Source organism: Streptomyces bambusae (assembly GCF_020532645.1).
Lineage (GTDB): Bacteria > Actinomycetota > Actinomycetes > Streptomycetales > Streptomycetaceae > Streptomyces > Streptomyces bambusae.
Genome location: NZ_JAJAUZ010000025.1, coordinates 15,680 through 40,760, shown reverse-complemented (window position 1 = coordinate 40,760; position 25,081 = coordinate 15,680). Strand labels below are relative to the sequence as shown.

Annotated in this window: 24 protein-coding genes and 2 pseudogenes; 10 read left to right on the top strand and 16 right to left on the bottom strand. The window is 72.8% G+C overall.

The window, feature by feature from the left end:
- Positions 1–40: 40 nt before the first annotated feature.
- The 6 genes from LG634_RS18900 to LG634_RS18875 all read right to left on the bottom strand — a co-directional run bounded on the left by LG634_RS18900 (position 41) and on the right by LG634_RS18875 (position 7,081).
- Positions 41–2,644 carry a SpoIIE family protein phosphatase gene (locus tag LG634_RS18900; protein WP_372482453.1) on the bottom strand — a complete coding sequence of 868 codons (2,604 nt, stop codon included), beginning with the start codon at positions 2,642–2,644 and terminating at the stop codon, positions 41–43.
- 187 nt (positions 2,645–2,831) lie between these two features.
- Positions 2,832–3,269 (bottom strand): ATP-binding protein, encoded by a 438-nt coding sequence (locus tag LG634_RS18895; protein ID WP_226735044.1) that lies wholly within the window; start codon positions 3,267–3,269, stop codon positions 2,832–2,834.
- Between the two features lie 310 nt (positions 3,270–3,579).
- The gene (locus LG634_RS18890) at positions 3,580–3,990 is read right to left on the bottom strand and encodes a (deoxy)nucleoside triphosphate pyrophosphohydrolase (protein ID WP_226735043.1); all 411 of its coding nucleotides are present in this window, start codon (positions 3,988–3,990) and stop codon (positions 3,580–3,582) included.
- A 33-nt stretch (positions 3,991–4,023) separates the two neighbouring features.
- The gene (locus tag LG634_RS18885; protein WP_226735042.1) at positions 4,024–4,209 is read right to left on the bottom strand and encodes an SPOR domain-containing protein; all 186 of its coding nucleotides are present in this window, start codon (positions 4,207–4,209) and stop codon (positions 4,024–4,026) included.
- A 353-nt stretch (positions 4,210–4,562) separates the two neighbouring features.
- On the bottom strand, positions 4,563–5,315 hold the full coding sequence (locus tag LG634_RS18880; protein WP_226735041.1) for a GntR family transcriptional regulator: 753 nt from the start codon (positions 5,313–5,315) through the stop codon (positions 4,563–4,565).
- 197 nt (positions 5,316–5,512) lie between these two features.
- Positions 5,513–7,081, bottom strand: a complete 1,569-nt coding sequence (locus LG634_RS18875; protein ID WP_226735040.1) for a S8 family peptidase — start codon at positions 7,079–7,081, stop codon at positions 5,513–5,515.
- 428 nt (positions 7,082–7,509) lie between these two features.
- Between LG634_RS18875 and LG634_RS18870 the strand changes: the two genes are divergently transcribed.
- Complete coding sequence (locus LG634_RS18870) at positions 7,510–8,343, top strand: isocitrate lyase/PEP mutase family protein (RefSeq protein WP_226735039.1); 834 nt, start codon at positions 7,510–7,512, stop codon at positions 8,341–8,343.
- A gap of 221 nt (positions 8,344–8,564) precedes the next feature.
- Positions 8,565–9,527 (top strand): EamA family transporter, encoded by a 963-nt coding sequence (locus LG634_RS18865; protein ID WP_226735038.1) that lies wholly within the window; start codon positions 8,565–8,567, stop codon positions 9,525–9,527.
- A 26-nt stretch (positions 9,528–9,553) separates the two neighbouring features.
- Here LG634_RS18865 and LG634_RS18860 read toward each other — a convergent pair whose 3' ends face one another.
- The 4 genes from LG634_RS18860 to LG634_RS18845 form a co-directional block, all read right to left on the bottom strand.
- Positions 9,554–10,336: a trypsin-like serine peptidase gene (locus LG634_RS18860; RefSeq protein ID WP_226735037.1), complete on the bottom strand. Its 783-nt coding sequence runs from the start codon at positions 10,334–10,336 to the stop codon at positions 9,554–9,556.
- Positions 10,336–11,448: an alpha/beta hydrolase gene (locus LG634_RS18855; protein WP_226735036.1), complete on the bottom strand. Its 1,113-nt coding sequence runs from the start codon at positions 11,446–11,448 to the stop codon at positions 10,336–10,338. Before LG634_RS18855 ends, LG634_RS18860 begins: the two co-directional genes overlap by 1 nt.
- Positions 11,449–11,453: 5 nt before the next feature.
- Positions 11,454–12,926 (bottom strand): alpha/beta hydrolase-fold protein, encoded by a 1,473-nt coding sequence (locus tag LG634_RS18850; protein ID WP_308072567.1) that lies wholly within the window; start codon positions 12,924–12,926, stop codon positions 11,454–11,456.
- Positions 12,927–13,434: 508 nt separating this feature from the next.
- Positions 13,435–13,902, bottom strand: a complete 468-nt coding sequence (locus tag LG634_RS18845; protein WP_226735097.1) for a DIP1984 family protein — start codon at positions 13,900–13,902, stop codon at positions 13,435–13,437.
- Positions 13,903–14,003: 101 nt separating this feature from the next.
- On the opposite strand from LG634_RS18845, the pseudogene LG634_RS18840 reads away from it, so the two are divergent.
- Positions 14,004–14,592: pseudogene (locus LG634_RS18840) on the top strand (Uma2 family endonuclease).
- A 59-nt stretch (positions 14,593–14,651) separates the two neighbouring features.
- On the opposite strand, the gene LG634_RS18835 reads toward LG634_RS18840, so the two are convergent.
- A complete protein-coding gene (locus tag LG634_RS18835; RefSeq protein WP_226735035.1) occupies positions 14,652–14,906 on the bottom strand; it encodes a Txe/YoeB family addiction module toxin in 255 nt (84 codons plus the stop codon).
- Complete coding sequence (locus tag LG634_RS18830) at positions 14,903–15,178, bottom strand: type II toxin-antitoxin system Phd/YefM family antitoxin (protein WP_226735034.1); 276 nt, start codon at positions 15,176–15,178, stop codon at positions 14,903–14,905. Before LG634_RS18830 ends, LG634_RS18835 begins: the two co-directional genes overlap by 4 nt.
- 64 nt (positions 15,179–15,242) lie before the next feature.
- On the opposite strand from LG634_RS18830, the pseudogene LG634_RS18825 reads away from it, so the two are divergent.
- Positions 15,243–15,350: pseudogene (locus tag LG634_RS18825) on the top strand (type II toxin-antitoxin system RelE family toxin); the annotation flags it as partial.
- 57 nt (positions 15,351–15,407) lie between these two features.
- Here the strand turns inward: LG634_RS18825 and ychF are convergent.
- Positions 15,408–16,496 (bottom strand): redox-regulated ATPase YchF, encoded by a 1,089-nt coding sequence (gene ychF, locus LG634_RS18820; RefSeq protein WP_226735033.1) that lies wholly within the window; start codon positions 16,494–16,496, stop codon positions 15,408–15,410.
- 172 nt (positions 16,497–16,668) lie between these two features.
- Between ychF and LG634_RS18815 the strand changes: the two genes are divergently transcribed.
- Positions 16,669–17,226, top strand: coding sequence for a DUF6542 domain-containing protein (locus LG634_RS18815; RefSeq protein WP_226735032.1), 558 nt, complete (start codon positions 16,669–16,671; stop codon positions 17,224–17,226).
- A 95-nt stretch (positions 17,227–17,321) separates the two neighbouring features.
- Here LG634_RS18815 and ppgK read toward each other — a convergent pair whose 3' ends face one another.
- Entirely contained in the window at positions 17,322–18,062 is a 741-nt protein-coding gene (gene ppgK / locus LG634_RS18810) for a polyphosphate--glucose phosphotransferase (protein ID WP_226735031.1), read from the bottom strand.
- A 91-nt stretch (positions 18,063–18,153) separates the two neighbouring features.
- On the bottom strand, positions 18,154–19,146 hold the full coding sequence (locus LG634_RS18805; protein ID WP_226735030.1) for a 4-hydroxy-3-methylbut-2-enyl diphosphate reductase: 993 nt from the start codon (positions 19,144–19,146) through the stop codon (positions 18,154–18,156).
- 86 nt (positions 19,147–19,232) lie between these two features.
- Between LG634_RS18805 and LG634_RS18800 the strand changes: the two genes are divergently transcribed.
- The 4 genes from LG634_RS18800 (at position 19,233) to LG634_RS18785 (ending at position 23,134) form a co-directional block, all read left to right on the top strand.
- Complete coding sequence (locus LG634_RS18800) at positions 19,233–20,591, top strand: APC family permease (RefSeq protein WP_226735029.1); 1,359 nt, start codon at positions 19,233–19,235, stop codon at positions 20,589–20,591.
- A 127-nt stretch (positions 20,592–20,718) separates the two neighbouring features.
- Entirely contained in the window at positions 20,719–21,990 is a 1,272-nt protein-coding gene (xseA, locus tag LG634_RS18795) for an exodeoxyribonuclease VII large subunit (protein ID WP_226735028.1), read from the top strand.
- 100 nt (positions 21,991–22,090) lie between these two features.
- The gene (locus LG634_RS18790) at positions 22,091–22,330 is read left to right on the top strand and encodes an exodeoxyribonuclease VII small subunit (RefSeq protein WP_226735027.1); all 240 of its coding nucleotides are present in this window, start codon (positions 22,091–22,093) and stop codon (positions 22,328–22,330) included.
- Between the two features lie 213 nt (positions 22,331–22,543).
- Positions 22,544–23,134, top strand: a complete 591-nt coding sequence (locus LG634_RS18785) for a malonic semialdehyde reductase (RefSeq protein ID WP_226735026.1) — start codon at positions 22,544–22,546, stop codon at positions 23,132–23,134.
- A 140-nt stretch (positions 23,135–23,274) separates the two neighbouring features.
- On the opposite strand, the gene LG634_RS18780 is transcribed toward LG634_RS18785, so the two are convergent.
- Positions 23,275–23,793 (bottom strand): DUF4245 domain-containing protein, encoded by a 519-nt coding sequence (locus LG634_RS18780; RefSeq protein WP_226735096.1) that lies wholly within the window; start codon positions 23,791–23,793, stop codon positions 23,275–23,277.
- 223 nt (positions 23,794–24,016) lie between these two features.
- Here LG634_RS18780 and glpX point away from each other — a divergent pair, with 223 nt between their 5' ends.
- Positions 24,017–25,048 carry a class II fructose-bisphosphatase gene (gene glpX / locus LG634_RS18775; RefSeq protein ID WP_226735025.1) on the top strand — a complete coding sequence of 344 codons (1,032 nt, stop codon included), beginning with the start codon at positions 24,017–24,019 and terminating at the stop codon, positions 25,046–25,048.
- The last annotated feature ends 33 nt before the right edge of the window (positions 25,049–25,081 follow it).

The window sequence follows — 25,081 nt, the reverse complement described above, 5'->3', positions numbered from 1 at the left end:
GCGCCCGGCCGGTCCGGCCGCGGGGTCGGGGCGCGCCGGGTCACCCGTACATGCTGAGCAGCTGCTCGGCGGACAGCTCGGCGAGGGGTTCGGCGCCGGGCAGGGGCAGTTCGAACCAGACGGTCTTGCCGCGCGGGGTCCGCCGGGAGCCCCAGCCGGCGGAGAGCAGGCCGACGAGCTGGAGGCCGCGGCCGCCTTCGTCGGTGTCGCGGGCTCTGCGGCGGCGCGGCTGGACCAGGCCGGCGTCCCAGACCTCGCAGACCAGGGTGCGGTCCAGCAGCAGGCGCAGCCGGATCTCGCCCTCGCCGTACCGCAGGGCGTTGGTGACGAGTTCGCTGACGAGCAGTTCGGTGGTGTCGACGAGGGCTTCCAGGCCCCAGGAGACGAGTTTGCCGCGCGCGAGTTCGCGGGCCCGGCCCACCGAGCGGGCCTCGCGGGGCAGCTGCCAGTCGCCGACGGCGTCGGCGGACAGCCCTTGGACGCGGGCCATGAGCAGGGCGATGTCGTCCTCGCCGTGCCGGGTCTCCAGGCTGCCGAGGACGTGGTCGCAGACGTCCTCCAGCGGCCGGACCGGATCGGTGAGGGCCTCGCGCAGGCCGCGCAGCCCTTCGTCGAGGGTGTGGTCGCGGGATTCGACCAGTCCGTCGGTGTAGAGGGCGAGCAGGGCGCCTTCGGGGAGCTGGACCTCGACCTCTTCGAACGGTTCGCCGCCGACGCCCAGCGGCATGCCGGGCGGTACCTCCAGCAGCAGCGGACCCTCGCCGCCGGGTTCGACGAGCACCGGCGGCATGTGGCCGGCGTTGGCGATGGTGCAGCGCCGGGTGACGGGGTCGTAGACGGCGTACACGCAGGTGGCGAGGTACACCTCGGACAGGTCGGCCTCGCGGTCGCGGGCCCGGGAGTGCTGGCCGCCGGGGGCGCCGAGGCCGCGGGCGACCTCGTCGAGGGCGGCGAGCACCTCGGCGGGTTCCAGGTCGAGCAGGGCGAGGGTGCGGACGGCGGTGCGCAGTTCTCCCATGGCGACGGCGGCCCGCAGGCCGCGGCCCATGACGTCGCCGACGACGAGGGCGGTGCGGTGGCCGGGCAGTTCGATGACGTCGAACCAGTCGCCGCCGACCTCGGTGGCCGCATTTCCGGGCAGGTAGCGGCAGGCGATGTCGAGGCCGGCGGCCTCGGGGTCGCCGGGGGGCAGCAGGCTGCGCTGGAGGATCAGGGCGCGTTCGTGTTCGCGCCGGTAGAGCCGGGCGTTGTCGATGGACACGGCGGCCCGGGCGGCGAGTTCCACGGCGACGGCCCGGTCCCGCTCCCCGAACGGCTCGCTGCCCTTCGTACGGGAGAACTGGGCGAGGCCGACGACGCTGTCGTGGGCGACCATCGGGACGACGAGGGTGGACTGGACGAGGTCGTCGGGTCCGCCGCCGAGGACCAGCCGGGGCCGGGCGGTGCGCAGGGCGAGCGCGGCGGGCGAGGTGGCGGGGTAGCGGTGGGTGTCGCCGACGGCGACCGGGCCGACGCTGCCGGGTCCGGACAATGGGGCGTCGGAGACGGCACTGGCGAAGGCGACGCGGCGGAGTTTCGCGGACGGCATCCGCAGTCCGCCGGCGGCCGCGGCGGACCGGGCGGGGGCGCCGCCGGTGCGCACCGGCCGGTCGTCGTCGGGGAGCAGCAGCCCGTGGTAGAGGTCGACGGCGGCGAGGTCGCAGAAGCCGGGGACGGTGACGTCGAGGAGTTCGCGGGCGGTGGTCTCCAGGTCGAGGGAGCTGCCGATACGGGCGCCGGCCTCGTTGAGGAGGGCCAGGTTGCGGCGGACGCCGGCGGCTTCGCGGGCGGCGAGGTGGCGGCGGGTGACGTCGGTGCCGAGGCCGGCGACGCCGACGGGCCGGCCGGAGGCGCCGTGCACGCGGTAGAGGTTGATGGACCAGTGGCGGTGGTCGCGGCTGCCGGGGGCGGCGCCGCTGATCTGGAGGTCGGTGACGGCTTCGCCGGTGTCGAGGACCCGCTGGAGGGCGGCGGCCATCCGGTCGGCCTCGCGGCGGGGCAGGTAGTCGTGGACGGTGCGGCCCCGGTGGTCCTCGGCGGCGCCGCCGAAGACGGTGGCGAAGCGGCGGTTGGCGCGCTGCACGGTCAGGTCGGTGCCGAAAAGGAGAAATCCGAAAGGTGATTGTCCGAATATCGCCTGCGAGGCGGCGAGATCGGATTCGATCCGCCGGAGCGCCTGTACGTCGACGACGACGCAGAGGGCGGCCCGCTCGCCGAGCTCGGTTTCGGTGGGCATGACGTAGATCTCGGCCACCGCGTCCGGGCCGGGCGCGGAACCGGACTGGGAGGGGATGCGGAACGGAACCAGACCGGTCCATTCCTTGCCGTCGAGGATCTCTGTGATCCGGCGGCGGCCGCCGGGGCGGAGTTCCGCGGGCATGAAGGCGTCGACCGGGTCTCTGCCGACCACCTGGGAGGCGGCCAGGCCGAAGAGTTCCTCGGCACGCCGGCTCCACTGGTCGACGAGCCCGTCGGGGCCGATCGAGAAGGACGCGACTTTTATGTGGTCATAGATCGAGCCAGGCGGGCTGCTCTGCCACACGGCTTCGCGCCACGGCGCTTCGGGCACCCCGACGTGCTGTGCCTGCGCAGGTATTTCGCTCACGCGACCGTCCCCTCCAGCTCACCGCAACCGGACCGGCCATGGACGAAGTATTCAGCACCACGGCCACGGACGGCACGGCGTTCACGATCACAGCAAGGTCTCGTTCGTTTTCCGCCCGTGATGCTCCGGACTCCGGACGCCCCGCCGCGGGCGCCGCCGGTCCGGTGATCGCGGGCTCTTCACACTGTTACTCACCAGGCAGGGCCAACTCGAACCACACCGTCTTGCCCGTCTTCCCGTGCCGGGTTCCCCAGCGCTGGGCCGAGACGGCCACGAGGTGCAGGCCCCGGCCGCCCTCGTCATCGGGTGCGGCGACCCGTTCGCGGGGCGGATCCGGAAGCGGATCGGAAACCTCCACGAGGAGGGCCGGCCCGTGTTCCGTGTGGTCCGTGGCCGAATTCTGCCGTACCAGGCGGACTCCGATGGGACCGGATGCGTAGCGCAGCGAGTTGGTGACCAGCTCGCTGACCAGCAGTACGGTGACGTCGACGACCGCGTCGAGGCCCCACGAGCGGAGGGCGCCGCGCACGGCGTGGCGGGCCGTGCGTACGGCGCCGGGCTCGGCGGGGAAAGCCCATTCGGCGCTGTCGGCGCAGTCGGATTCGGAATCGATCACGCCGATCACTTCCCGGGCCAGCAGGCGGCCCCCAGTCCGGTTCGTCAGGGGAATGAGATGGGGATTAATAGCGACATACCCGATATCCGGGGCGTCGTACCGCCCCGGCCCCCACCCACCGGCGCACTGTGGCACGAACGGCGTACACCCCCGGCCCCCGCGCCCCGCACGGCGTACACGGGCAGATCCGTGCGCCCGCCCGAGCGCGGCGCACGGAAGCGCCGCGGGGCACGGTGCCGCTGCCGGCTGCGGTGCGGGCGACGCCGCAGCGGCCGGCGACGGCCGAAGCGGCCCGGCGGACCCGCGGCCGTCGGACTGCTCAGCCCCGTGCCGTGCCCGCCGTGCGCAGCCGCCGCCCCGCCTCGGCGACGGCCGGCCGGTCCTGGTCGAGCCAGTCGACGGCGTCCAGCTCGTCCGGGCCCAGCCAGCGCAGCTCGTCGTGGTCCTCGAGCGGCTGCGGTTCGCCGGAGAGCAGCCGGGCGGTCCACACGTGCAGGACCAGGCCGGGCTTCAGGGGCCACTCCCCCGGGATCCGCTCCAACGCCTCGGTCTCGACGCCGAGCTCCTCGCGCAGCTCGCGGACCAGCGCTTCGGGCCCGGTCTCGCCGGGCTCGGCCTTGCCGCCGGGGAGCTCCCAGCGTCCGGCGAGCTCCGGCGGGGCGCTGCGGCGTGCGGCCAGCAGGCGCCCCTCACGACAGACGGCTCCGCCCACGACCACTCGTACAGTCATGGACGGAGCCTATGGCACCCCGCTGGGGGTGCCTCAGTTCGCCGTGGCGGTCTGTCCGATCCGCTCGACCCAGTAGAGCTGCCGGTGCCCGTGGTCCTCCAGGCTCGCGGCCACCTTCTCGGCCTCGGCCCGGCTGGGGTACCTGCCCACCCGGTAGCGGTTGCCGTTGTCGTCCTGTCGTATGACCAGCCACGGGAGCTCGGCACCGCTGTCGTTCATCGCGCTTCACCCTCCGCTGACGTGCTCGCCCAGGAAACCGCATAACGCATATGCCCGAGCTTACGCCCGACCTTCACGGAGCGGATACGGGTTTTCACGAAGAGATACGTCACGGCGTACGCATTCGGCCATGCGTACGAGGGCGCCGCGCGTGCCCCCGCCGCGGCGCACGCCGGCGCCCCGGTGGGAGTGAAGGGCTCCTGAACGGCGGCGGAACCGCCGGAGCCGCCCGCGCGCGAGAAACGGAACGGCCCCCGGACGGCCCGCGACGGGGCTCCGGAGGCCGCTCAGGAGGGCGTGGATGCGCCCCCGGCAGGATGGGCGCGGGCGTCGGTCCGGTCCGCCGGAGCGGTCTACCGGACCGGCAGGTGGTACGAGACCCGGTAGCGGTCGGCCGGGACGACCACGTCGGCGGTCTCCACGGCCCGGCCGGAGGCGTAGTAGGTGCGGCTGATGACCAGGACCACGTGGCCGGGTACGCCGCCCAGGGTGAGGATCTCCTCGGCCAGGCCGGGCCGGGCGCCGACCTCCTCGGCCACGTTGTCCACGACCACGTCGATGGCGGCCATCCGGTCCACCACTCCGCAGCCGCCGAGCGGGCCCTCCTCGGGGAGCATGACCGGGGTGCGGCCGGTGACGGCGAGCGGCTCCCAGGAGGTCGAGAGCATCATCGCCTCGCCCGCGTCCCGGAACACGTACCGCGTGCACATGACCTTGTCGCCCGCCTTGATGCCGAGCCGCTCGGCCACTTCGGCGCCGGCCGTGGTCTGTTCGCTGCGGGACTCCCAGGTGCCGCGGGCGCCGCCCTCCGCCTGCTCCTGGCGGAAGGGGGTGGAGACCCCGCCGGTGCGGTACCCGGAGCGGACCACCCGGCGCGGCACCGGCTGCTCCCGTACGTACGTGCCGGAGCCGGAGCGGCCCTCGACCAGACCCTCCGCCATGAGGACCTTGCGGGCCTCCAGGGCGACCGTGTCGGAGACCCCGTACTCCTCCCGGATCCGGGCCTGCGAGGGCAGCCGGGTATGCGGGGGCAGGGACCCGTCGACGATCTTCCGCCGCAGGTCCCCGGCGACGCGCAGATACGCCGGCTGCTCACCGAAAGTCACTGGCACTCCCATCAGGTTGACAGACGGCGACAGCGTGGCAACCCGTGGTTGAAGACCGCAAGCAAAGGCCAGAGTTTCACCCGAAGTGATGATCGCCGTCACCCGGGCGGCGGACGGCGGAAGGGGCGGCCGCCGGTGGCGGCCGCCCCTTGGGCAGCAGTCGAACAGTCAGACCGTACGCACGCGCGCCGCAGGGATCAGAACTGCAGCGCCCACGAGTCGATCTTGCCCGTGTCGATGTTCGCGTTGTCGTTCACGCGGAGCTTCCAGGTCCCGTTCGCGACCTCCGAGGAGGCGTTGACCGAGTAGGTCTGGAGGATGTTGTCCGCGCTGCCGCCGGCCCGGTTGTGCAGGGTGTAGACGGAGCCGTCCGGCGCGACCAGGTCCACCTTCAGGTCGCCGATGTACGTGTGCTTGATGTCGACCGCGACGCTCAGCGTGGCCGGGGCGTTGCCAGGGACCCCGCTGACGGTGACCGGGGACTCGACCGTGGAGTTGTCGTTGATCGCGTAGTCACCGGTGTTCTCGAACCGCGGACCCGGCGGGACGGTGGTGCCGCCGCCGACGAACAGGAGGCGGTTCGGGGAGCCGGTGCCGGGGCTGCCGACCACGTTCGGCGTGGCCGCGTTCACCAGGGCGGTGCTCACCTGGGCCGGGGTGCTGGCCGGGTTCTGCGACAGGTAGACGGCCGCCGCGCCCGCGACGTGCGGGGAGGCCATCGAGGTGCCGGAGATGGTGTTGGTCGCCGAGTCGCTGCTGTTCCAGCCGGAGGTGATGGAGGAACCGGGGGCGAACAGGTCCAGCACGGTGCCGTAGTTCGAGTAGCTCGCCTTGGCGTCGCTGCTCGTGGTGGCGCCGACCGTGATGGCCTCGGTCACGCGGGCCGGGGACTTGGTGCTGGCGTTGGTGGACTCGTTGCCCGCCGCCACCGCGTACGTGATGCCGCTCGCGATCGAGTTGCGCACGGCGGTGTCCAGCGCGGAGTCGGCGCCGCCGCCGAGCGACATGTTGGCGACGGCCGGCTTCACCGCGTTCTGGGTGACCCAGTCGATGCCCGCGACGACCTGCTCGGTGGTGCCGGAGCCGGAGTTGTCGAGGACACGGACGCCGACGATCTTCGCCTTCTTGGCCACGCCGTAGGCGCCGCCGGCGACCGTGCCGGCGACGTGCGTGCCGTGGCCGTGGCCGTCCTGCGCGGTGTTGTCGTTGTCGATCGCGTCGTAGCCGTTCGAGGCCCGGCCGCCGAAGTCCGAGTGGCTGATCCGCACGCCGGTGTCGATGACGTACGCGGTGACGCCCTCGCCGGCCTTGTCCGGGTAGGTGTAGCTGGAGTTGAGCGGCAGCGCCTTCTGGTCGATCCGGTCCAGACCCCAGGACGGCGGGTTGGGCTGGGTCGCGTCGATCGTGAACTTGCGGTTCTGCACGACCGACTTGACGGCCGGGTCGGCGGCCAGCTTGCGCGCCTGGGCCTCGGAGAGCTGCACCGAGTAGCCGTTGAGCGCCTTCTTGTACGTCCGGCGGATCGTCGCGCCGTACTCGCGGGCGATGGCCCGGCCGGCGGCGGAGTCGGCGGTGGCCCCGTCCAGGGTCACGATGTAGCTGCCGGCTATGGATCCCGGAGCGCCGGCGTTCTCGATGACGCCTTCGGCTGCGGCGCCGGGGGCGGCCGAGGCCGGCAGGGCGGAGGCGGCGCCGAGCACGAGCGCGACGACGGCGGTCGCGCTGATGCCGGCGATCTTCCGGCGTGATGGACGCATCACGGTCATGTGAGGGGTCCTCCTCATAGGTGGTGCGTTGCGGGGGGTGAGGCAGACGTGGACATGACAAGAGCGTGAACGCCAACTCCCGTCCGCCACCGAAAGGTTGACCCACCTCACCGAGATCCCACAAGAGGACGAGGAACGCTTCACAGGCACGCCACACGGCAGCCACAAACGCCCCGGCAGCGCCCGGCGGAAGCCTGTAGACGCCACACAGCCGCCATGAACTGGGCACCTGCCGCACCCACCCCGCCCGGCACAAGATCCCGCCACCGGCCGCCCGGCCCGCAAAACCGCGTCGACTCCGCGAAGTACGGCCTCGGCGCACGGGAGCGCGCAGACGGCCCCGCACCCCGGCCCGACCGCCCCGCGCCCGGCCCCTACGTGTCGGATTTTCGCGAGCGGATCCGGCCGCCGGATGATGGACTGCCCCCATGACCACTGAGCACCCGCAGCAGCGCAACCGGGCCGAACTCGCCGACACCTTCCGCTCCTTGCACGTCCCCGGCCGCCCGCTGGCCCTCGCCAACGCCTGGGACGTGGCCAGCGCACGGGTGGTCGAGGCCGCCGGTGCGCCGGCCGTGGCCACCACCAGCGCCGGGGTGGCCTGGAGCCTGGGCGCACCCGACGGCGACGCGATCGCCCGGGACCGGGCCGTCGAGCTGGTGGCCCGGGTGGCCGCCGCCGTGGGCGTGCCCGTGACCGCGGACATCGAGGGCGGGCACGGGGCGGACGCCGACGCCGTCGGGGAGACCGTGGCCCAGGTGATCGCCGCGGGCGCGGTCGGCATCAACATCGAGGACGCCGACCGGGACCCGGCCGAGCTGGCCGACCGGATCGCGGCGGCCCGGGCCGCCGCCGACGCGAGCGGGGTGCCGCTCTACATCAACGCCCGCACGGACACCTACCTGTTCGGGCTCGGCGAGCCCGGCCCGGCCCGGCTGGCCGAGACCCTGGCGCGGGCCGAGCGCTACCTGGCGGCCGGGGCCACCGGGATCTTCGTACCGGGCGTCACCGACCCGGAGACCGTGGCCGAGCTAGCCAAGGGCATCGACGCCCCGCTGAACCTGCTGGTCGGCCCCGGCGCCCCGGCCGTGGCCGAGCTGGCCGCCGCGGGGGCGGCCCGGATCAGCCTGGGCTCGGAGGTCGCCGCCGCCGCGTACGCGGTCGCCGCCCGGGCCACCCGGGAGCTGCTGGGCGCCGGCACGTACACCTCCGTCGAGGGCGCCCTCCCGTACGGGGAATTGAACGGGCTCCTGAAGGGCTGAGACAGAGGCCGGGACAGGGCCGGAACAGAGGCCGGAACAGAGGCCGGAACAGAGGCCGGGACAGAGGCCGGGACAGAGGCCGGGACAGGGGCCGAAAGAAGCCGGAGGAAACGCCAGGGAAGCCGGGCCGGAGCAGTGCGACCCGCCCATTCCTGCGAATCCTGCCCGATCCCGGGCAGGATTCTGGCCCGGAGGCCACCCGATCCCTAGGATGCAACGTCATGCGCATATCAAATCCTGCGGAAACGGGCCAACCGACCCCCGCGGGCGGGGACGCCGCACCGGCCGCCCCCGCCCGCCGGGTCACCGGAGCGGTCTGGGCGGCCCTCGGGATCGTCTACGTGGTCTGGGGTTCGACGTACCTCGGCATCCGGATCGTCGTCGAGACCATGCCGCCGTTCCTCTCCGCGGGGGCCCGCTTCATCACCGCCGGACTGCTGCTCGCCGGGCTGGTGGCCTGGCGGCAGGGCCCGGCGGCGCTGAAGGTGACCCGGGCGCAGCTGGGCTCGGCGGCCCTGGTGGGACTGCTGCTGATCCTCGGCGGCAACGGCCTGGTGGTGGTCGCCGAGCAGTCGGTGCCCTCGGGGCTGGCCGCGCTGCTGGTGGCGGCGGTGCCCATGTGGGTGGTGCTGCTGCGGACCGCGGCCGGGGACCGGCCGCCGCTGCCCACCCTCGGCGGGGTGGTGATCGGCATGGCCGGGCTGGCGGTGCTGACCCTGCCGGGGCTCAGCGGCGACGTGCGCCTGTCGGGCGTGGTGCTGATCCTGGTCGCGGCCCTGCTGTGGTCGCTGGGCTCGTTCTCGGCGGGCAAGCTGCCGATGCCGGCCAACCCGTTCACGGCGAGCGCGTACGAGATGGTGTTCGGCGGGTTCGCGGCCGTGCTGGCGGGGCTGGTCCGGGGCGAGCACACGGGGCTGGACCCGGGCGACTTCTCGGCCCGTTCGTGGGTGGCGCTGGCCGGTCTGGTGGTGTTCGGCTCGCTGCTGGCCTTCACGGCGTACGCCTGGCTGCTCCAGTCGGCCCCGCTGTCGCTGGTCTCCACGTACGCGTACGTGAACCCCGTCGTGGCCGTCTTCCTCGGTGCGCTGGTCCTCGGCGAGGCCCTGACCTGGCCGATTCTCGTCGGCGGCGCGATCGTGGTGGCGGGCGTCTGCGTGATCGTCAGCACCGAGCGCCGGGGCTGACCGCCCCGCCGGCGGCCCCGCCGGCGCTACCCCTCGGCCGCCTGCTCGTACAGCGCCTTCGCGCGGCCGTCGAAGCGGGCCGCGGTGGAGTCCTCGTCGGTGTCGCCGCCGCTGAGGACGGCGATCAGACGGCCGGGATCGCCCTGCGCACCGCGGTCGGCCACCCAGGGGCTGCCGCTGGTGCCGGTCCAGAAGCCGGCGCAGTTGATGTAGAGCATGCCCTCCTCGTCCTCGTCCTCGGTGGTCTGCGTGGTGCAGGACACCGGGCGGTTCTCCGGGTTGTGGTCCTCCTCCGGGTAGCCGACCACGGTCACGTCGCGCTCGACCGCGGAGTCCCAGTCGGGCGCGGGTGCCGCGCCGTGGCCGACGGCGTCCTGGACGCTGCGGCCGTCCGCGTCGGGCTCGACGGTGAGGAAGGCGAAGTCGGCGGTGTCGTCGCCGTGCAGCCGCCAGCGGTCGTCCACGTGCACCGAGCGGACCTTCCAGGTGCCCAGCGGGCGGTTGCCGCCGCCCTCGCCGGAGAAGCCGGGCACGAAGGACAGCTTGCCGATGGCCAGCCCGTCGTGGGCGAGTTCGCCCGGCTCGCCGTCCTCGCCGGCCGGGCTCACGCAGTGCGCGGCGGTCGCGACCACGTTGCCCCGCGGGCTGTCGACGACGCTGGCCGTGCACCAGTGCTGCCCGTCGGCCATGAGCACGCCGACGGTGGGGAACGGGAGCGGCGCCGTCCCGTCGTACCGGGCCACCGCCACCGCGAACAGGGTGGCGGTGCCGGTGGCAGCGGCGACCAGGCCCTTGAGCCAGGCCGCCATCAGACGTCGGGACCGGCGTCGTGGCCGGTCGCCGCCACCGGGTCGGGGGTCGGGGCCAGCAGCACCCGGCTGATCCACTCCAAGGAGCCCTCCCGCATGCCGCGGACGTACGACTTGCCGTTGTGCTCGCCATCCTCGATCACCTGGAGGCGGGTGTGCACGGGGCCGTGGCCGTACCGGCGGATGAAGCGCTCCAGCTTGTCGCGGCCGGTCTCGCGGGTGCCGATCTGGAAGGCCACGTACACGTCGGGGCCCTTCGTCTCGATCAGCCGGCGGGCGAGCAGCTCGGGGTTGTTGGCGTCCTTCGCCGCACGGTGGCCGTGCCACAACGGGGAGTCCGGTGCGGTCTCCGGCCCGGAGGCGATGACCGCCTTGAACCGCTCGGGGTGCTTCATGACCTGCTTGAGGGCGACGAAGCCGCCGGAGGAGGAGCCCATGAAGGCCCAGCCGTCGCGGGACTCGAAGGTGCGGAAGTTCGCCTTCACGAAATCCGGCACGTCTTCGGCCATCCAGGTGCCCATCCGGGGCTGCCCGGGGATGTCCGAGCCGTCGTAGTAGAACTTCTTGTCCGGGTTCAGGACCGGCATGACGAGGATGAAGGGCAGGCTGCTGCCGTTGCGGACGCCGTCGGTGACGGCCTTCTGGAGGCCGAGGCCGGTGCCCATCCAGTAGTTCTTCGGGTAGCCGCGGCCGCCGGGGAGCGAGATCAGCACCGGGAAGGCGCTGCGCGCGTACCGCGGGTCCTTGTACTCCTTGGGCACCCACACCCACACGTCGCCGGTGAAGCCGGACTTCGCGCCGACCAGGGTGGTGCGGCCGATCTCGGTGCCGTCGGAGAGCCGGGAGGCGCGTACGAAGTCGGCGGACGGGCCCTTGGGCATGCTGACGCCGGGGCGGCCGGGCAGCGGGTCCGGCCGGTCGCCGGGGCGGCCGAAGGAGATCGGCTTCCCGTTGTCCGACAGCAGGCCGAACTTCCACGCGGCCGCGCCGCCGGTGACGAGCAGCGCGCAGAAGAGGGCGCCGCCGATCAGCAGCAGGCGGCCGAGCCGCCGCCGCCGGGGCGGCTCGGGCCGGCGGCGCTCCTGGTTCTGCTGGTACGGGGGCTGGTGCACGGCGGTCACCCGGCGTCCGGGACGGGCTTGGCCATGACCTTGCTGATCCACTCCAGGGAGCCTTCCTGCATGCCCCGGACGTAGTCCCAGCCGTTGTGGTCGCCGTTCTGGATCACCCGGGTGGTGATCTTCACCGGGCCCTTGCCGTAGTCCTTCTCGAACTTCTTCAGGCGGGCCAGGTCCTGGCTGCCCTCCTTGGTGCCGATCTGGAAGTTGACGTACACCTCGGGGCCGGTGCCGCGGCTGAGCTTCTCGGCGAGCTTGCCCGGGTCGTTCGCGTCCATCAGCTTCTTGTCGCCGCGCCACAGCGGGGAGTCGGGGGCCGTCTCGCCGCCGCTCGCGATGACGGCCTTGAAGCGGTCGGGGTGCTGCATGACCATCTTCAGGCCGACGAAGGCGCCGGAGGAGTTGCCCATGAAGGCCCAGCCGTCACGCGAGGTGAAGGTGCGGAAGTTGGCCTTGGTGAAGGCGGGGATGTCCTCGGCCATCCAGGTGCCCATCCTGGGCTGGCCGGGGATGTCGGAGCCGTCGTAGTAGTTCCGCTCGTCCGGGTTGAGCACCGGCATGATCAGGATGAAGGGGAGGCTGGTGCCGTCCTTGACCCCCTGGGTGACGGCCTTCTGCAGGCCGAGGCTGCGGTCCGCCCAGTAGTTCGTCGGGTAGCCGTTGCCGCCGGGCAGCGAGATCAGCACCGGGAAGGCGCTCTTCGCGTACTTCGGGTCGTTGTACTCCTTGGGGACCCAGACCCACACGTCGCCTGTGAAGCCGGACTTCGCGCCGGTGAGCCGGGTCTTGGCTATGGAGGTGCCGTCGTCGAGGCGGCTGGTGCGGGTGAAGTCGGCGGCCGGACCGGTGGGCAGCGAGACCCCGGAGGACCCGTCCTCCTTCTTGTCCTTCGCGCCGTCCCCGCCCTGCTTGCCCGCCGCGGTGGGCGTCTGGCCGAAGGTGACGGGCTCGCCGTTGTCGTTGAACCAGTCGAGCTTCCACCCGGCGAAGCCGAGACCGCCCGCAAGCACGGCCACCGCGGTCACGGCCCCGATCCAGGCGCGGCGCCGGGACCGGCGGGGCGGCGCGGGCGGCTCGTCACCGCCGCCCGTGCTCCCGCCGGCCGTGCTCCCGCCGACGTGCGAGGCGGACGGGGGCTGCTCGGCGTACGGGGGCGGCGGGGGCTGGGTGCCGTACGCCGGCTGCTGGTACGGCTGCGGCTGCTGGGGCCGCCCGTACGGCTGGGACTGCTGGGGCTGCCCGTAGGGCTGCGGCTGCTGGGGCTGCCCGTACGGCTGCGGCTGCGGCTGCTGGGGCTGCTGGTACGGGTATCCGTACGGCCGGCCCTGCTGCGGCTGCGGCGGTGCGTCCGGGTGCGGCTGCTGCCCGTACCACTGCTGCTGCGGCTCGTGCCCGGGCCCGGGCGCCTGGTCCCGGTACGGGTTCGGGTACGGCTGGTCATCGGGCCGCGGTCGCTGCGGGTACTGGTGCACGGAACTCGCTCCGAACGGTCATGCCTGCCCCCACGGGACAGATCGGCTGGGCATCCCCGCCCTACCTGATGCGATCTGCCCCCAAAGGGTTGCAATCCGCCCTCGAACATGACCGGCGTCTCACTCGGGACCGGCCGGAACCCGGCCGGAGCGGCCGCCGGCACCCGCTCACGGCACGGTGAACACCAGCACCGCCGGCCCCCCGGTCCCGTCGCCGGCCCGTCCCGCGGCACCAGCACCCGGCCGGTCCCGGCCCGCACCGCCCGGATCTCCCAGGCCCGGTGGTGGAGAGGTCCCCGTTCCCGCCCTCGGCGCTGCGGATCTGCACGCGGTGATGAACTGTGCGTCGTGCACCGTCACCTGTGCGCCGTGCTGAGCTGCGTTGTGAAACGGGGACTCGAACCCCAGCGCTGCTCCCTGCGCACCGCGGACCGGATTGACCGCCGGTCACGGCTCGTGCACGCCTCCGCGGCGCCTACCGACTCTCCACACCCTTGACACCCGTACGTCAGTCCAGCAGGTCCACTTCCCAGTTGGAGCGCTGGATGAGCAGGTCGGTCTCGCGGATGTCGCGGGCGATGCGGTCGGCCTGCGCCCGCAGCTCCCCGACCGGGAGCGCGGCGAGCATCCGCAGCTCGGACCGCAGCTGCCGCCCGCCGTGCTGGCCGCGCCCGGCGGCGGCATCGGCCGCGTCGGTGACCAGCGCGTGCCGCAGCCGCAGCACGTCCCGGCGGGCCAGCGCGTCCGTCAGGGTCGCGCCGCTCGCGAGCACGGCGGCCGCGTTGGTCCGGTTGATCCGCCGGATGAGCGACTCCAGCTCGTCGAGCGCCTCCCCGGCCTCGTCCAGCAGCCCCGCCGCGTCCTCGGCCGGCTCCTCGCCCTCCTGGTACCGCGCGCTCCCCGCGACCCGGGCCCGCAACTGCTCGACCCGCCGCGCGGCCTCCCCCCGCAGCACCAACGCCTCGGCCAGCTTCACACCCACACCCCTCCACGATCAGTCACGACGAAGTATGCCGGTCGCCGCCGGCGCCGTTCCGAGGGGGCCGCGGGGGGCCCTGGAATCGCTAGGGTTTCCCCATGACCGCACTGCCCGACTGGATGCGCCCGCCACGCGCGGAGGGCTGGTTCGCGGAGGACCTGGACCGCCTCCCCGAGGCGCCCCGCCACACCGAGCTCATCGACGGATCCCTCGTCTTCATGACGTCGCCCCGACGGTCGTGGCACGGCCGCCTCGTCACCAGCCTCACGGTCGCCCTCATGGCCCAGGCCCCCGACGGCTTCGAGGTCGAGCGCGAGATGACCATAAGGCTCGATGCACGCAACCGCCCGGAGCCGGACCTGCTCCTGACCACCGCTCCCTAATCGGCGGACCGCACCTGGTACGCGCCCGAGGACGTTGCGCTGGTCATCGAGGTCGCCTCCCCGAGTCCGCCCACCGGGACCGCACGGTCAAGCTCCGGGGGCAAACAAGTACGCGGAGGCCGGCATCCCGCACTACTGGTGCATCGAGGACGAGGACGGCTCCCCCGTCGTCCACGGCTACGAACTCGACGAGCCGACCGGCGCCTACGCCCCCGCCGGCATCTTCCGCGACACCCTCACCCGCCCGGTCCCCTTCCCCCTCACCCTGGACCTCACCACCCTCACCCCACCCACCCACCCCTGACCGGCGCCCGACGCCTTCTCGGGTGCGAGCCGGCGCGCCCACCCGCGCTGCGCGAGCGGTCAGTAGTGGTACCGGGCCGCGAGGATGACGACCTCCTTGTCGGTCACCAGGTAGACGAGGCGGTGTTCATCGTCGATCCGCCGCGACCACACGCCGGGAAGGTGATACTTCAGCGGCTCGGGCTTGCCGACACCCGTGAAGGGGTCACGCCTGACGTCCTCGATGAGTCTGTTGATCCGGGCGAGCATCTTGCGGTCGTTCTTGAGCCAGGACGTGCAGTCCTCCCAGCCCTGATCCTCGAAGACGAGCCTCACGCAGCACCCGCGTCCGCCGAGTCAGGATCGATCAACTCGCGCTCCGACACGTTGATGTTCGCCAGGGCGTTCTCGTACGCCTTGAGCAAGCGACGGGCGTTCGCCGGGGAGCGCAGCAGGTACGAGCCCTCACGCAGCGCCGCGTAGTCCTCGGCCGAGACGAGCACGGCGTTGCCGTGCTTGGAGACGATCTCAATGGCCTCGTGGTTCTCGTTGACCTTCTTGATCAGCGGAAAGAGTTCCTTGCGGGCTTCACTCGCAGTTATCGACATGACCTGACCCCTCTCCTCAAGTGGTACCGGATAACGTACCACTCTCGCCCCTGACAAGCAGGGCGGCCGGGTCGGCGACTGCCGCGTCGTCTACACGATCGACAACGGGGAGCTGGTGGTCCGGGTCGTCCACATCGGCCACCGCTCCACGGTGTACGACACCCGCACCTGACGCCGAAGGGGCCGGCTCCGGGAGGAGCCGGCCCCGTCGGGGGTGCGTGCGGGCGGATCACACGTTGAAGCGGAACTCCACCACGTCGCCGTCCTGCATGACGTAGTCCTTGCCTTCCATGCGGGCCTTGCCCTTGGCGCGGGCTTCGGTGACGGAGCCGCATTCGACGAGGTCGGCGAAGGAGATGACCTCGGCCTTGATGAAGCCGCGCTGGAAGTCGGTGTGGATGACGCCGGCGGCCTCGGGGGCGGTGGCGCCCTTCTTGATGGTCCAGGCGCGGGTTTCCTTCGGGCCGGCCGTCAGGTAGGTCTGCAGGCCCAGGGTGTCGAAGCCGACGCGGCCGAGGGTGGCCAGGCCGGGCTCCTCCTGGCCGACCGACTGGAGGAGCTCCAGCGCTTCCTCGTCGTCCAGCTCGGCCAGGTCGGCCTCCAGCTTGGCGTTCAGGAAGATCGCCTCGGCGGGGGCGACCAGCGCCGACTGCTCGGCCTTGAACGCGTCGTCCGTCAGCTCGTCCTCGTCGACGTTGAAGACGTACAGGAACGGCTTCGTGGTCAGCAGGTGCAGCTCGTGCAGGAGGTCGCCCTGCTCGGTGCCCTTGGTGATGCCCTTCGAGAACAGCGTCTCGCCGCCCTCCAGGATCTTCTGCGCGGCCTCGACGGCGGCGAGGACCGCCACCTTGTCCTTCTGGAGGCGGGACTCCTTCGTCAGGCGCGGGATGGCCTTCTCGACGGACTGGAGGTCGGCGAGGATCAGCTCGGTGTTGATCGTCTCGATGTCGTCCTTCGGCGAGACCTTGCCGTCGACGTGGACGACGTTCTCGTCCTTGAACGCGCGGATGACCTGGCAGATCGCGTCCGACTCGCGGATGTTCGCGAGGAACTTGTTGCCCAGGCCCTCGCCCTCGGAGGCGCCGCGGACGATGCCGGCGATGTCCACGAAGTCGACCGTCGCCGGGAGGATCTTCTGCGAGCCGAAGATGCCGGCGAGGACCGCCAGGCGCGCGTCGGGCACGCCGACGACGCCGACGTTCGGCTCGATGGTGGCGAACGGGTAGTTGGCCGCCAGCACGTCGTTCTTGGTCAGGGCGTTGAACAGGGTCGACTTGCCGACATTCGGCAGGCCGACGATTCCGATCGTGAGCGACACGTTGGCGACTTCCCGTGAGCTGGAGGTGGGGCGGCCCGAGGTCAGGCCATCCCACAGTTTACGGGGCCCCGCCCGCGGCCCCCGCCGGGCGCAGGACGGCCACTCTCGGCCAAGTACGGCGACACGCGTGTCCGGCGGCGGCCGGAGGGGGTGCGCGACCTACTTTGGTCGGGTGGAGCAATACAGGACGCGTTCGCCGCATCACCCTCCGAGACGCCGGCAGCCCGGGCGGCCGGCGCTGCCCGCCCAGGCGGCCGCCCGCGGCACCCGGGTCGCCCGGCCGCGGCCGAGGCCGGGCGGCCGCCCGGCGCCGTTGCTGCGCCGGCTGCCCGCGCCGCGGCTGACCGGGCTGGGCGGCGGGCTGTTCTCGTGCGTGGCGATGGTGCTGGCGGCCGGGCTGGTGTGGCTGCTGTTCGACGGCTCGCTCGTCGGGTACGGGGTGCTGTTCCTGCCGGTGGCCGCCGCGACGGCGCTGTGGGTGCGGCCCGCGGACCTGATCACGGCTCCGGTGTCGGTGCCGATCGCCTTCGCGGCCGGCGTCTGGCCGATCGCCGGGGGCTCGGGCGGGTTCGGCGGCCAGCTGATGGGCGTGGTGACCGCACTGTCGCTGCACGCCGGCTGGCTGTACGGAGGGACGCTGATCGCGTCCCTGATCGTCATCGTCCGCAAGGCCGTGCTCATCGGCCGCCGCCGCATGCCCCGCCGCGCTCCGGCCCGCCGCCCGGCGTAGCAGCCGGGCCGAGCCGGGCCCGGAGCCGGGACCGGGACCGGAGCGGAAACCCGGGCCCGGAGCGGAAACCCGGGCCCGCGGCGCGGCCGGTTCCGTCACTCCCCCCGCGCCGCCATCGCCGCGCCCACGATCCCGGCGTTGTTCTGGAGCCGGGCGGGGACGATCTCGGCGCGGATGCCGTGGAGGAGGGGGACGAAGCGGTCGGCCTTGCGGCTGACGCCGCCGCCGAGGATGAACAGGTCCGGCGAGAACAGCATCTCCACGTGCGCCAGGTAGCGCTGCACCCGCTTGGCCCAGTGCTCCCAGCTGAGGTCGCCGTCCTCCTTCGCCTTCACCGAGGCCTTGGTCTCCGCGTCGTGGCCGCGCAGCTCCAGATGGCCCAGCTCGGTGTTCGGCACCAGCCGGCCGTCGGTGAAGACGGCGCTGCCGATGCCCGTGCCCAGCGTCAGCACGATGACGGTGCCGCCTCGGCCGCGCCCCGCCCCGTACGCCATCTCCGCGACGCCGGCCGCGTCGGCGTCGTTCAGCACGGTCACCGGCAGGCCGCCCAGCCGGTCCGTGAGCAGCGCCCGCGCGTCCAGGCCGATCCAGCCGTCGTCCACGTTCGCCGCGCTGCGCGTCGTGCCGTCCGTGACCACCCCGGGGAACGTGACGCCCACCGGGCCCTGCCAGTCGAAGTGCCGGACGACCTCTGCCACGCAGCCGGCCACCCCGTCGGGGGTGGCCGGATGCGGGGTCAGCACCTTGTGGCGCTCCTGCGCCAGGTCGCCGCGGTCCAGGTCCACGGGCGCGCCCTTGATGCCGGAGCCGCCGATGTCCACGCCGAAGATCTGCATGGACACACCGTACGAAAACGACCGGCTCTCGGCCCTTCGAAACCGTAAAGCCGCCGGTCCGGGAGCGGGGTCCCCGGAGGGGGGTGGGGCGCTACTTCCCCTCGACCAGGGCGGCCGCCTCGGCGCGCAGGTCGCGGCGGAGCTCCTTGGGCAGCGAGAAGGTGATGGACTCCTCGGCGGTCTTGACGATCTCCACGTCGGCGTAGCCGCGGGCGGCCAGCCACTCCAGCACCTCTTCGACCAGCACCTCCGGCACCGAGGCGCCCGAGGTCAGGCCGACCGTGGTGACACCCTCCAGCCACGCCTCGTCGATCTCGCTGGCGAAGTCCACGAGGTACGCGGCGCGTGCGCCGGCGTCGAGGGCGACCTCGACCAGGCGGATGGAGTTCGAGGAGTTCTTGGAGCCGACGACGATGACCAGGTCGGCGTCGGCGCCCATGGCCTTGACGGCGGCCTGGCGGTTGGAGGTGGCGTAGCAGATGTCGTCGCTCGGCGGCGAGACCAGCAGCGGGAACTTGGTCTTCAGCGCGTCGACCGTCTCCATCGTCTCGTCGACGGAGAGCGTGGTCTGGGAGAGCCAGACGACCTTCGACTCGTCGCGGACGGTGACCTTGTCCACGTCGTGCGGGCCGTCGACGATCGTGATGTGGTCGGGGGCCTCGCCGGAGGTGCCGATGACCTCCTCGTGGCCCTCGTGGCCGATGAGGAGGATGTCGAAGTCCTCGTTGGCGTAGCGGATGGCCTCCTTGTGCACCTTGGTGACCAGGGGGCAGGTCGCGTCGATGGTCGCGAGCCGGCCGCGGGCGGCCTCCTCGTGGACGACGGGGGCCACGCCGTGCGCGGAGAACATCACGATGGAGCCCGGGGGGACCTCCGTCGTCTGCTCGACGAAGATCGCGCCCTTCTTCTCCAGCGTCTGGACGACGTACTTGTTGTGCACGATCTCGTGCCGGACGTAGACCGGTGCACCGTACTGCTCTAGGGCCTTCTCTACGGCGATCACGGCGCGGTCCACACCCGCGCAGTAGCCGCGGGGGGCGGCGAGGAGGACACGGCGGGAAGCGGGAGCAGTCATGGCGTCCATCGTACGGCCGTCTCCGGACCGCCGGAGATCCCGTCCGGCCCGCAGACTGGGGTCGAAAAGACGTACCCGCGACCGGAGGGGGCGGCATGGCGGCCGATACGGCCACGACCGGGCCAAAGTCCGGCCGGCTGTCGCGGAACCTCGGCTTCCGCGACCTGGTCGTGTACGGGCTCCTGTTCATCGCGCCGATGGCCCCGGTCGGGATCTTCGGCACGCTCGACGCGCGGTCGCACGGCGCGGTCGCCCTCGTCTACCTGTGCGCCACGGCGGCGATGGCGCTGACGGCCTTCAGCTACGCGCAGATGGTGCAGGTGGCCCCGCAGGCCGGCTCGGTGTTCGCGTACGCCCGCAAGGGGCTGGGCGAGGGGGCCGGGATGATCGCCGGGTGGATGGCGATGCTCGACTACCTGCTGATCCCGGCGGTGGCGTACCTGTTCTCCGGGATCGCGCTGAACGCGCTGGTGCCGGAGGTGTCGCGGTGGGTGTGGACGGCACTTGCGGTGGTGGTGACCACGGCGCTCAACCTGTGGGGGGTACGGGCGGCCGCCCGGGTCGGCTTCGCGGTGCTGGCGCTGGAGCTGGCGGTGCTGCTGGTGTTCGTGGGGGCGGCGGTGACGGTGCTGGTGCAGGACGGTGCGCAGCGCGGCTGGCTGTCGCCGCTGACCGGGGACGGGTCGGCGGGGTTCTCCCCGGCGGCGGTGGTCGGGGCGGTGTCGGTGGCGGTGCTGTCGTACCTGGGGTTCGACGCGATCGCCTCGTTCGCGGAGGAGGTGACCGGGGGGAGTGCGCGGGTGGCCCGGGCGGTGCTGTTCTGCCTGGGGCTGACGGGGCTGCTGTTCGTCGTGCAGACGTATCTGGCGGCGCTGCTGATGCCGGTCCCGGCGGCGGAGCTGGCGGCGGATCCGGCCCGGCAGGGGTCCTCCTTCTACGACGCGGTGGACGCGTCGGTGGGCGGCTGGCTGCACGACCTGATCGCGGTGTCCAAGGCGGTGGGGGCGGCGTTCGCGGCGCTGGCGGGGCAGGCGGCGGCCGGCCGGCTGCTGTTCGCGATGGCGCGGGAGGGGCGGTTGCCGCGGGTCCTGGCGCGGACGTCGGGCGGCACGCCGCGGGGGGCGCTGCTGGTGGCGGCCGCGGTGACGCTGGTGGCGGCGGTGTGGGCGGCACGGCGGGCGGACGGGCTGGAGCGGCTGGTGTCCGTGGTGGACATCGGGGCGCTGACGGCGTTCGTGCTGCTGCATACGGCGGTGGTGGGGTGGTTCGTCGTGCGGCGGCGGGCGGGGCGGCCGGTGTTCTGGCGGCACGTGGCGGTGCCGGTGCTCGGGGCGGGGGTTTCGCTCGCGATCATCGCGGGGGCGGCGCCTTCGGCGCGGGTGGTGGGGGCGGTGTGGCTGCTCCTGGGCCTGCTGGTCCTGGCGCTGCAGCGCCGCCGCCGGGCCCCTGCCTGACGCCGGATGCTGCCGGGCGATTCCAGCCTCGCCGGCGTTTGAGGCGCGGGGTCCGGGGCGGAGCCCCGGTCTTTGAGCGCGGCCGGCTGCTGAGTCGCTGTCAGCCCCGCCCGTTAGCCTGGCTCGCATGGGTCTGAATACGTCGGCCGAGGCGCCGCTGCCGGTGGGCCAGGTGTCCCGCCTCATCGGCGGCTGGATCGACCGCCTCGGCCAGGTGTGGGTGGAGGGGCAGATCACCCAGCTGAACCGCCGTCCCGGCGCCGGTGTGGTGTTCCTGACGCTGCGCGACCCCTCGCACGACATCTCGCTGAGCGTGACCTGCTACCGCCAGGTGTTCGACGAGGTCGCCGACGCCGTGTCGGAGGGCGCGCGGGTGGTCGTCCTGGCCAAACCCGAGTGGTACGCCCCCCGCGGCCAGCTGTCGCTGCGGGCGACGGAGATACGGCCCGTCGGCATCGGCGAGCTGCTGGCCCGGCTGGAGAAGCTGAAGCGGAGCCTGGCCGCGGAGGGCCTGTTCGCGCTGGACCGCAAGAAGCCGCTGCCGTTCCTGCCGCAGCTCGTCGGCCTGGTCTGCGGCCGCGCCTCCGCGGCCGAGCGCGACGTGCTGGAGAACGCCCGGCGCCGCTGGCCGGCGGTCCGCTTCGAGGTGCGGAACGTGGCCGTCCAGGGCGTGCACGCGGTTCCGCAGGTGATCCGCGCGGTGCAGGAGCTGGACGCCCTCGACGAGGTGGACGTGATCGTCGTGGCCCGCGGCGGCGGCAGCGTGGAGGACCTGCTGCCGTTCTCGGACGAGGAGGTCGTACGGGCGGTCGCCGCGGCCCGGACCCCGGTGGTGTCGGCGATCGGGCACGAGCCGGACACCCCGCTGCTGGACCTGGTCGCCGACCTGCGGGCGTCCACCCCGACGGACGCGGCCAAGAAGGTGGTCCCGGACGTCGGCGAGGAGCTGGACCGGGTCCGGCTGCTGCGCGACCGGGCGCTGCGGTCGGTGCGCGGGCTGCTGGACCGGGAGGAGCGCGGGCTGGCGCACGCGCTGGGCCGGCCGGTCTTCGTGCACCCGCAGCGGATGGTCGAGGACCGGGAGGAGCAGGTGGAGGCGCTCCTGGCGCGCAGCCGGCGGACTCTGGGCCACCTGCTGGACCGGGCCGACTCGGAGCTGTCCCACACCCGGGCCCGCGTGGTGGCCCTCTCCCCCGCCGCCACCCTGGAACGCGGCTACGCGGTCCTCCAGCGCCCGGACGGCCACGTGGTCCGCGCGCCGTCGGAGGTCGCCCCCGGGGACGCCCTGCGGGCCCGCGTCGCGGCGGGCGAGTTCACGGTCGCGGTGACGGAGGTGCCGGAGCCGGCGGATCCGGCCGAGCCCGCCGGACCGTCCGACCCCGCCGGGGCCGGGTCCTGACCCGGGCCGGACGTCGGCGGCCCCCCGCCCGGACACGTGCCGAGGCAGGTTTCACATACGCGCAATGTTTTCGCTGGACTACACACCGAGGGTGGATCTGATGGCCGGGACGGACGCTTCGGCGCTGGGCTACGAGCAGGCACGGGACGAGCTGATCGAGGTCGTGCGCCGTCTGGAGGCGGGCGGCACGAGCCTGGAGGAGTCCCTCGCCCTGTGGGAACGCGGCGAGGAGCTGGCCAAGGTCTGCCGCCACTGGCTGGAGGGTGCCCGCGCCCGCCTCGACTCGGCGCTCGCCGGCCGTGACGCGGCCGGCGAGGGGGCGGCTGCGGACGAGGAGTAGCCGCCCGGGGCCCGCCCGCGGAGGGGGCCGCCGCCCCCGGAGGGAATAGGTGCCTGACTGCGCAGGTTGAGGGGATCGTTGAGCAGTCAACGACTGTGATGCGCAGCACCTCCGGACCAGATTAGTTGAAATTTCATCTATCTCGTCCTAAGGTCGTAGACGTCGCTTCGACCAGCACGGTCAACTCGATCGGCACCGATGAAAGGCCCCGCCATGTCCCTCGTTCTCGACACCGCCGCTCAGGACCTCCTCTTCCGCGAGGCCCGCACCGCCAACACCTTCTCGGACGAGCCGGTGACCGACGAGCAGGTTCAGGCGATCTACGACCTGGTGAAGTTCGGCCCCACCGCCTTCAACCAGACCCCGCTGCGCATCACCCTGGTCCGCTCCGCCGAGGCCCGTGAGCGCCTCGTCTCCCACATGGCCGAGGGCAACCAGGCCAAGACCGCCGCCGCCCCGCTGGTCGCGATCCTCTCCGCGGACAACGAGTTCCACGAGGAGCTCCCGGAGCTGTTCCCGCACTTCCCGCAGGCCAAGGACGTGTTCTTCGGCGAGCGCTCGGTCCGCGAGGGCTCCGCGCTGGTGAACGCCTCCCTCCAGGCCGCGTACTTCATCGTCGGCATCCGCGCCGCCGGCCTGGCCGCCGGCCCGATGACCGGCCTGGACTTCGCCGGCGTGCAGAAGGAGTTCCTGGACGACGACCACACCCCGCTGATGGTCGTCAACATCGGCAAGCCCGGCGAGGACGCCCCGTTCCCCCGCTCCCCGCGCCTGGACTACGACGCCGTCGTCACCACGGTCTGATCACCCGACCGCAGGACCGCCGGGCGGCAGAGCCGCCCGGCCGCAGGCCCCGCAAGCGACAGGAGGCCGGCCCCGGATTCCCGGGACCGGCCTCTTTCGCATGTCCGTACGCCCGGCCGCCGCGGCCGGGCCCGGCGGCCTCAGCCGCGCTTCATCTCCAGCGCCGCCGCCATCTCGCCCAGCTCCGCGTAGGAGCCGGTGCCCGTGACCACCGTGGTCACGCCCTGCTCCTTGCGGACCAGCGCGCGGTACTTCGTACCCTCCCAGCGGGTCCAGGTCAGCTCGCCGGCCTGCTGCGTCGCCTGCGTCTCCGCGGCGTCGCGGGTCACCTTGCGGACCCACGTGTCCACGCTGGCGTCGGTGGACTGCTCGACGGCGACGTACTGGTCGGCCGGGTTGAGGTAGCCCAGGTGCCAGGAGTTCGCGTTGCGGCGCTCGTACGTGACCGACGTGGCGCGCCACTCCTTCGGCAGGCCCACCGGTGCCGCCACCGGGTACGGGGCCGCCCGGCGCGCCGTGATGAGCTCGACGCGGTAGTCGACGACCCTGGTGGGGTCCGCCTTCTCGTCGTGCGGGATGAACACGTAAATGAGCGCGACGAGGACGCCGATCACCGCCAGTGACCGCACCATGTCCCGGACCGTCTGCTTGCCTTTCATACCTGCCACGGGACCCATCGTCCCCTATCGGCCACGGCGATCACCGGCAGGGTCGCCCGGCGCGCGAAAAGGGCGTCCAATGTGTCGTGCGCCACCGTACGGGCGTCCGTGCGCCGCTCATACGTGACCCGCCCTGCTCAATATGTCGACCTACCGATAGAGTTCCGGCACCCTCCTTTTTACGGCCGTGTCGTGCCGTCGTCGTACAGAAAGGTGCGCTCCGATGACCGAGCACAGCCTGCCGCCTCAGCTCGAGGTGTCTCCCGAGGCCCCCGACCGCAACCTCGCCCTGGAGCTCGTCCGCGTCACGGAGGCCGCCGCCATGGCCGCCGGCCGCTGGGTCGGGCGCGGTGACAAGATCGGCGCCGACGGCGCGGCCGTGCGCGCGATGCGCACCCTCGTCTCCACCGTCTCGATGAACGGCGTCGTCGTCATCGGCGAGGGCGAGAAGGACGAGGCCCCGATGCTGTTCAACGGCGAGCGGGTCGGCGACGGCACCGGCGCCGAGGTGGACATCGCGGTCGACCCGATCGACGGCACCACCCTGAACGCCAAGGGCATGCCGAACGCGATCGCCGTGCTGGCCGCCGCCGACCGCGGCACCATGTTCGACCCGTCCGCGGTGTTCTACATGGACAAGCTGGTCACCGGCCCCGAGGCCGCCGACTTCGTCGACATCAACGCCCCGGTCTCGGTGAACATCCGCCGCGTGGCCAAGGCGAAGGGCATGGCCGCCGAGGACGTCACCGTGGTCATCCTGGACCGGCCCCGCCACGAGGGCATCGTCAAGGAGATCCGCGAGACGGGCGCCCGGATCAAGTTCATCTCGGACGGCGACGTGGCCGGCTCGATCATGGCCGCCCGCGAGGGCACCGGCGTCGACCTCCTGCTCGGCATCGGCGGCACCCCCGAGGGCATCATCTCGGCGTGCGCCATAAAGTGCCTGGGCGGCACGATCCAGGGCAAGCTGTGGCCCAAGGACGAGGCGGAGCGCCAGAAGGCGCTGGACGCCGGCCACGACCTGGACCGCGTCCTGCACACCAACGACCTGGTCTCCGGCGAGAACGTCTTCTTCGTCGCGACCGGCATCACCGACGGCGAGCTGCTGCGCGGCGTGCACTACCGCTCCGAGACCGCGACCACGTCCTCGCTGGTCATGCGCTCGAAGTCGGGCACGATCCGTAAGATCGACTCGACCCACCGCCTGTCGAAGCTGCGCGCCTACAGCGCCATCGACTTCGACCGCGCGCAGTAGGCCGCCGTTCCCGGGACCGGCTGCCCGTCTCCG

Coding starts and splice junctions, on each gene's coding strand:
- LG634_RS18800 (WP_226735029.1), top strand. CDS start 19,233: ATGGCGGCCGATACGGCCACGACCGGGCCAAAGTCCGGCCGGCTGTCG.
- LG634_RS18870 (WP_226735039.1), top strand. CDS start 7,510: ATGACCACTGAGCACCCGCAGCAGCGCAACCGGGCCGAACTCGCCGAC.
- LG634_RS18890 (WP_226735043.1), bottom strand. CDS start 3,990: ATGACTGTACGAGTGGTCGTGGGCGGAGCCGTCTGTCGTGAGGGGCGC.
- LG634_RS18805 (WP_226735030.1), bottom strand. CDS start 19,146: ATGGACGCCATGACTGCTCCCGCTTCCCGCCGTGTCCTCCTCGCCGCC.
- LG634_RS18780 (WP_226735096.1), bottom strand. CDS start 23,793: ATGAAAGGCAAGCAGACGGTCCGGGACATGGTGCGGTCACTGGCGGTG.
- LG634_RS18830 (WP_226735034.1), bottom strand. CDS start 15,178: ATGTCGATAACTGCGAGTGAAGCCCGCAAGGAACTCTTTCCGCTGATC.
- ppgK (WP_226735031.1), bottom strand. CDS start 18,062: ATGCAGATCTTCGGCGTGGACATCGGCGGCTCCGGCATCAAGGGCGCG.
- LG634_RS18875 (WP_226735040.1), bottom strand. CDS start 7,081: ATGACCGTGATGCGTCCATCACGCCGGAAGATCGCCGGCATCAGCGCG.
- LG634_RS18785 (WP_226735026.1), top strand. CDS start 22,544: ATGTCCCTCGTTCTCGACACCGCCGCTCAGGACCTCCTCTTCCGCGAG.
- xseA (WP_226735028.1), top strand. CDS start 20,719: ATGGGTCTGAATACGTCGGCCGAGGCGCCGCTGCCGGTGGGCCAGGTG.
- LG634_RS18865 (WP_226735038.1), top strand. CDS start 8,565: ATGCGCATATCAAATCCTGCGGAAACGGGCCAACCGACCCCCGCGGGC.
- LG634_RS18860 (WP_226735037.1), bottom strand. CDS start 10,336: ATGGCGGCCTGGCTCAAGGGCCTGGTCGCCGCTGCCACCGGCACCGCC.
- glpX (WP_226735025.1), top strand. CDS start 24,017: ATGACCGAGCACAGCCTGCCGCCTCAGCTCGAGGTGTCTCCCGAGGCC.
- LG634_RS18885 (WP_226735042.1), bottom strand. CDS start 4,209: ATGAACGACAGCGGTGCCGAGCTCCCGTGGCTGGTCATACGACAGGAC.
- LG634_RS18790 (WP_226735027.1), top strand. CDS start 22,091: ATGGCCGGGACGGACGCTTCGGCGCTGGGCTACGAGCAGGCACGGGAC.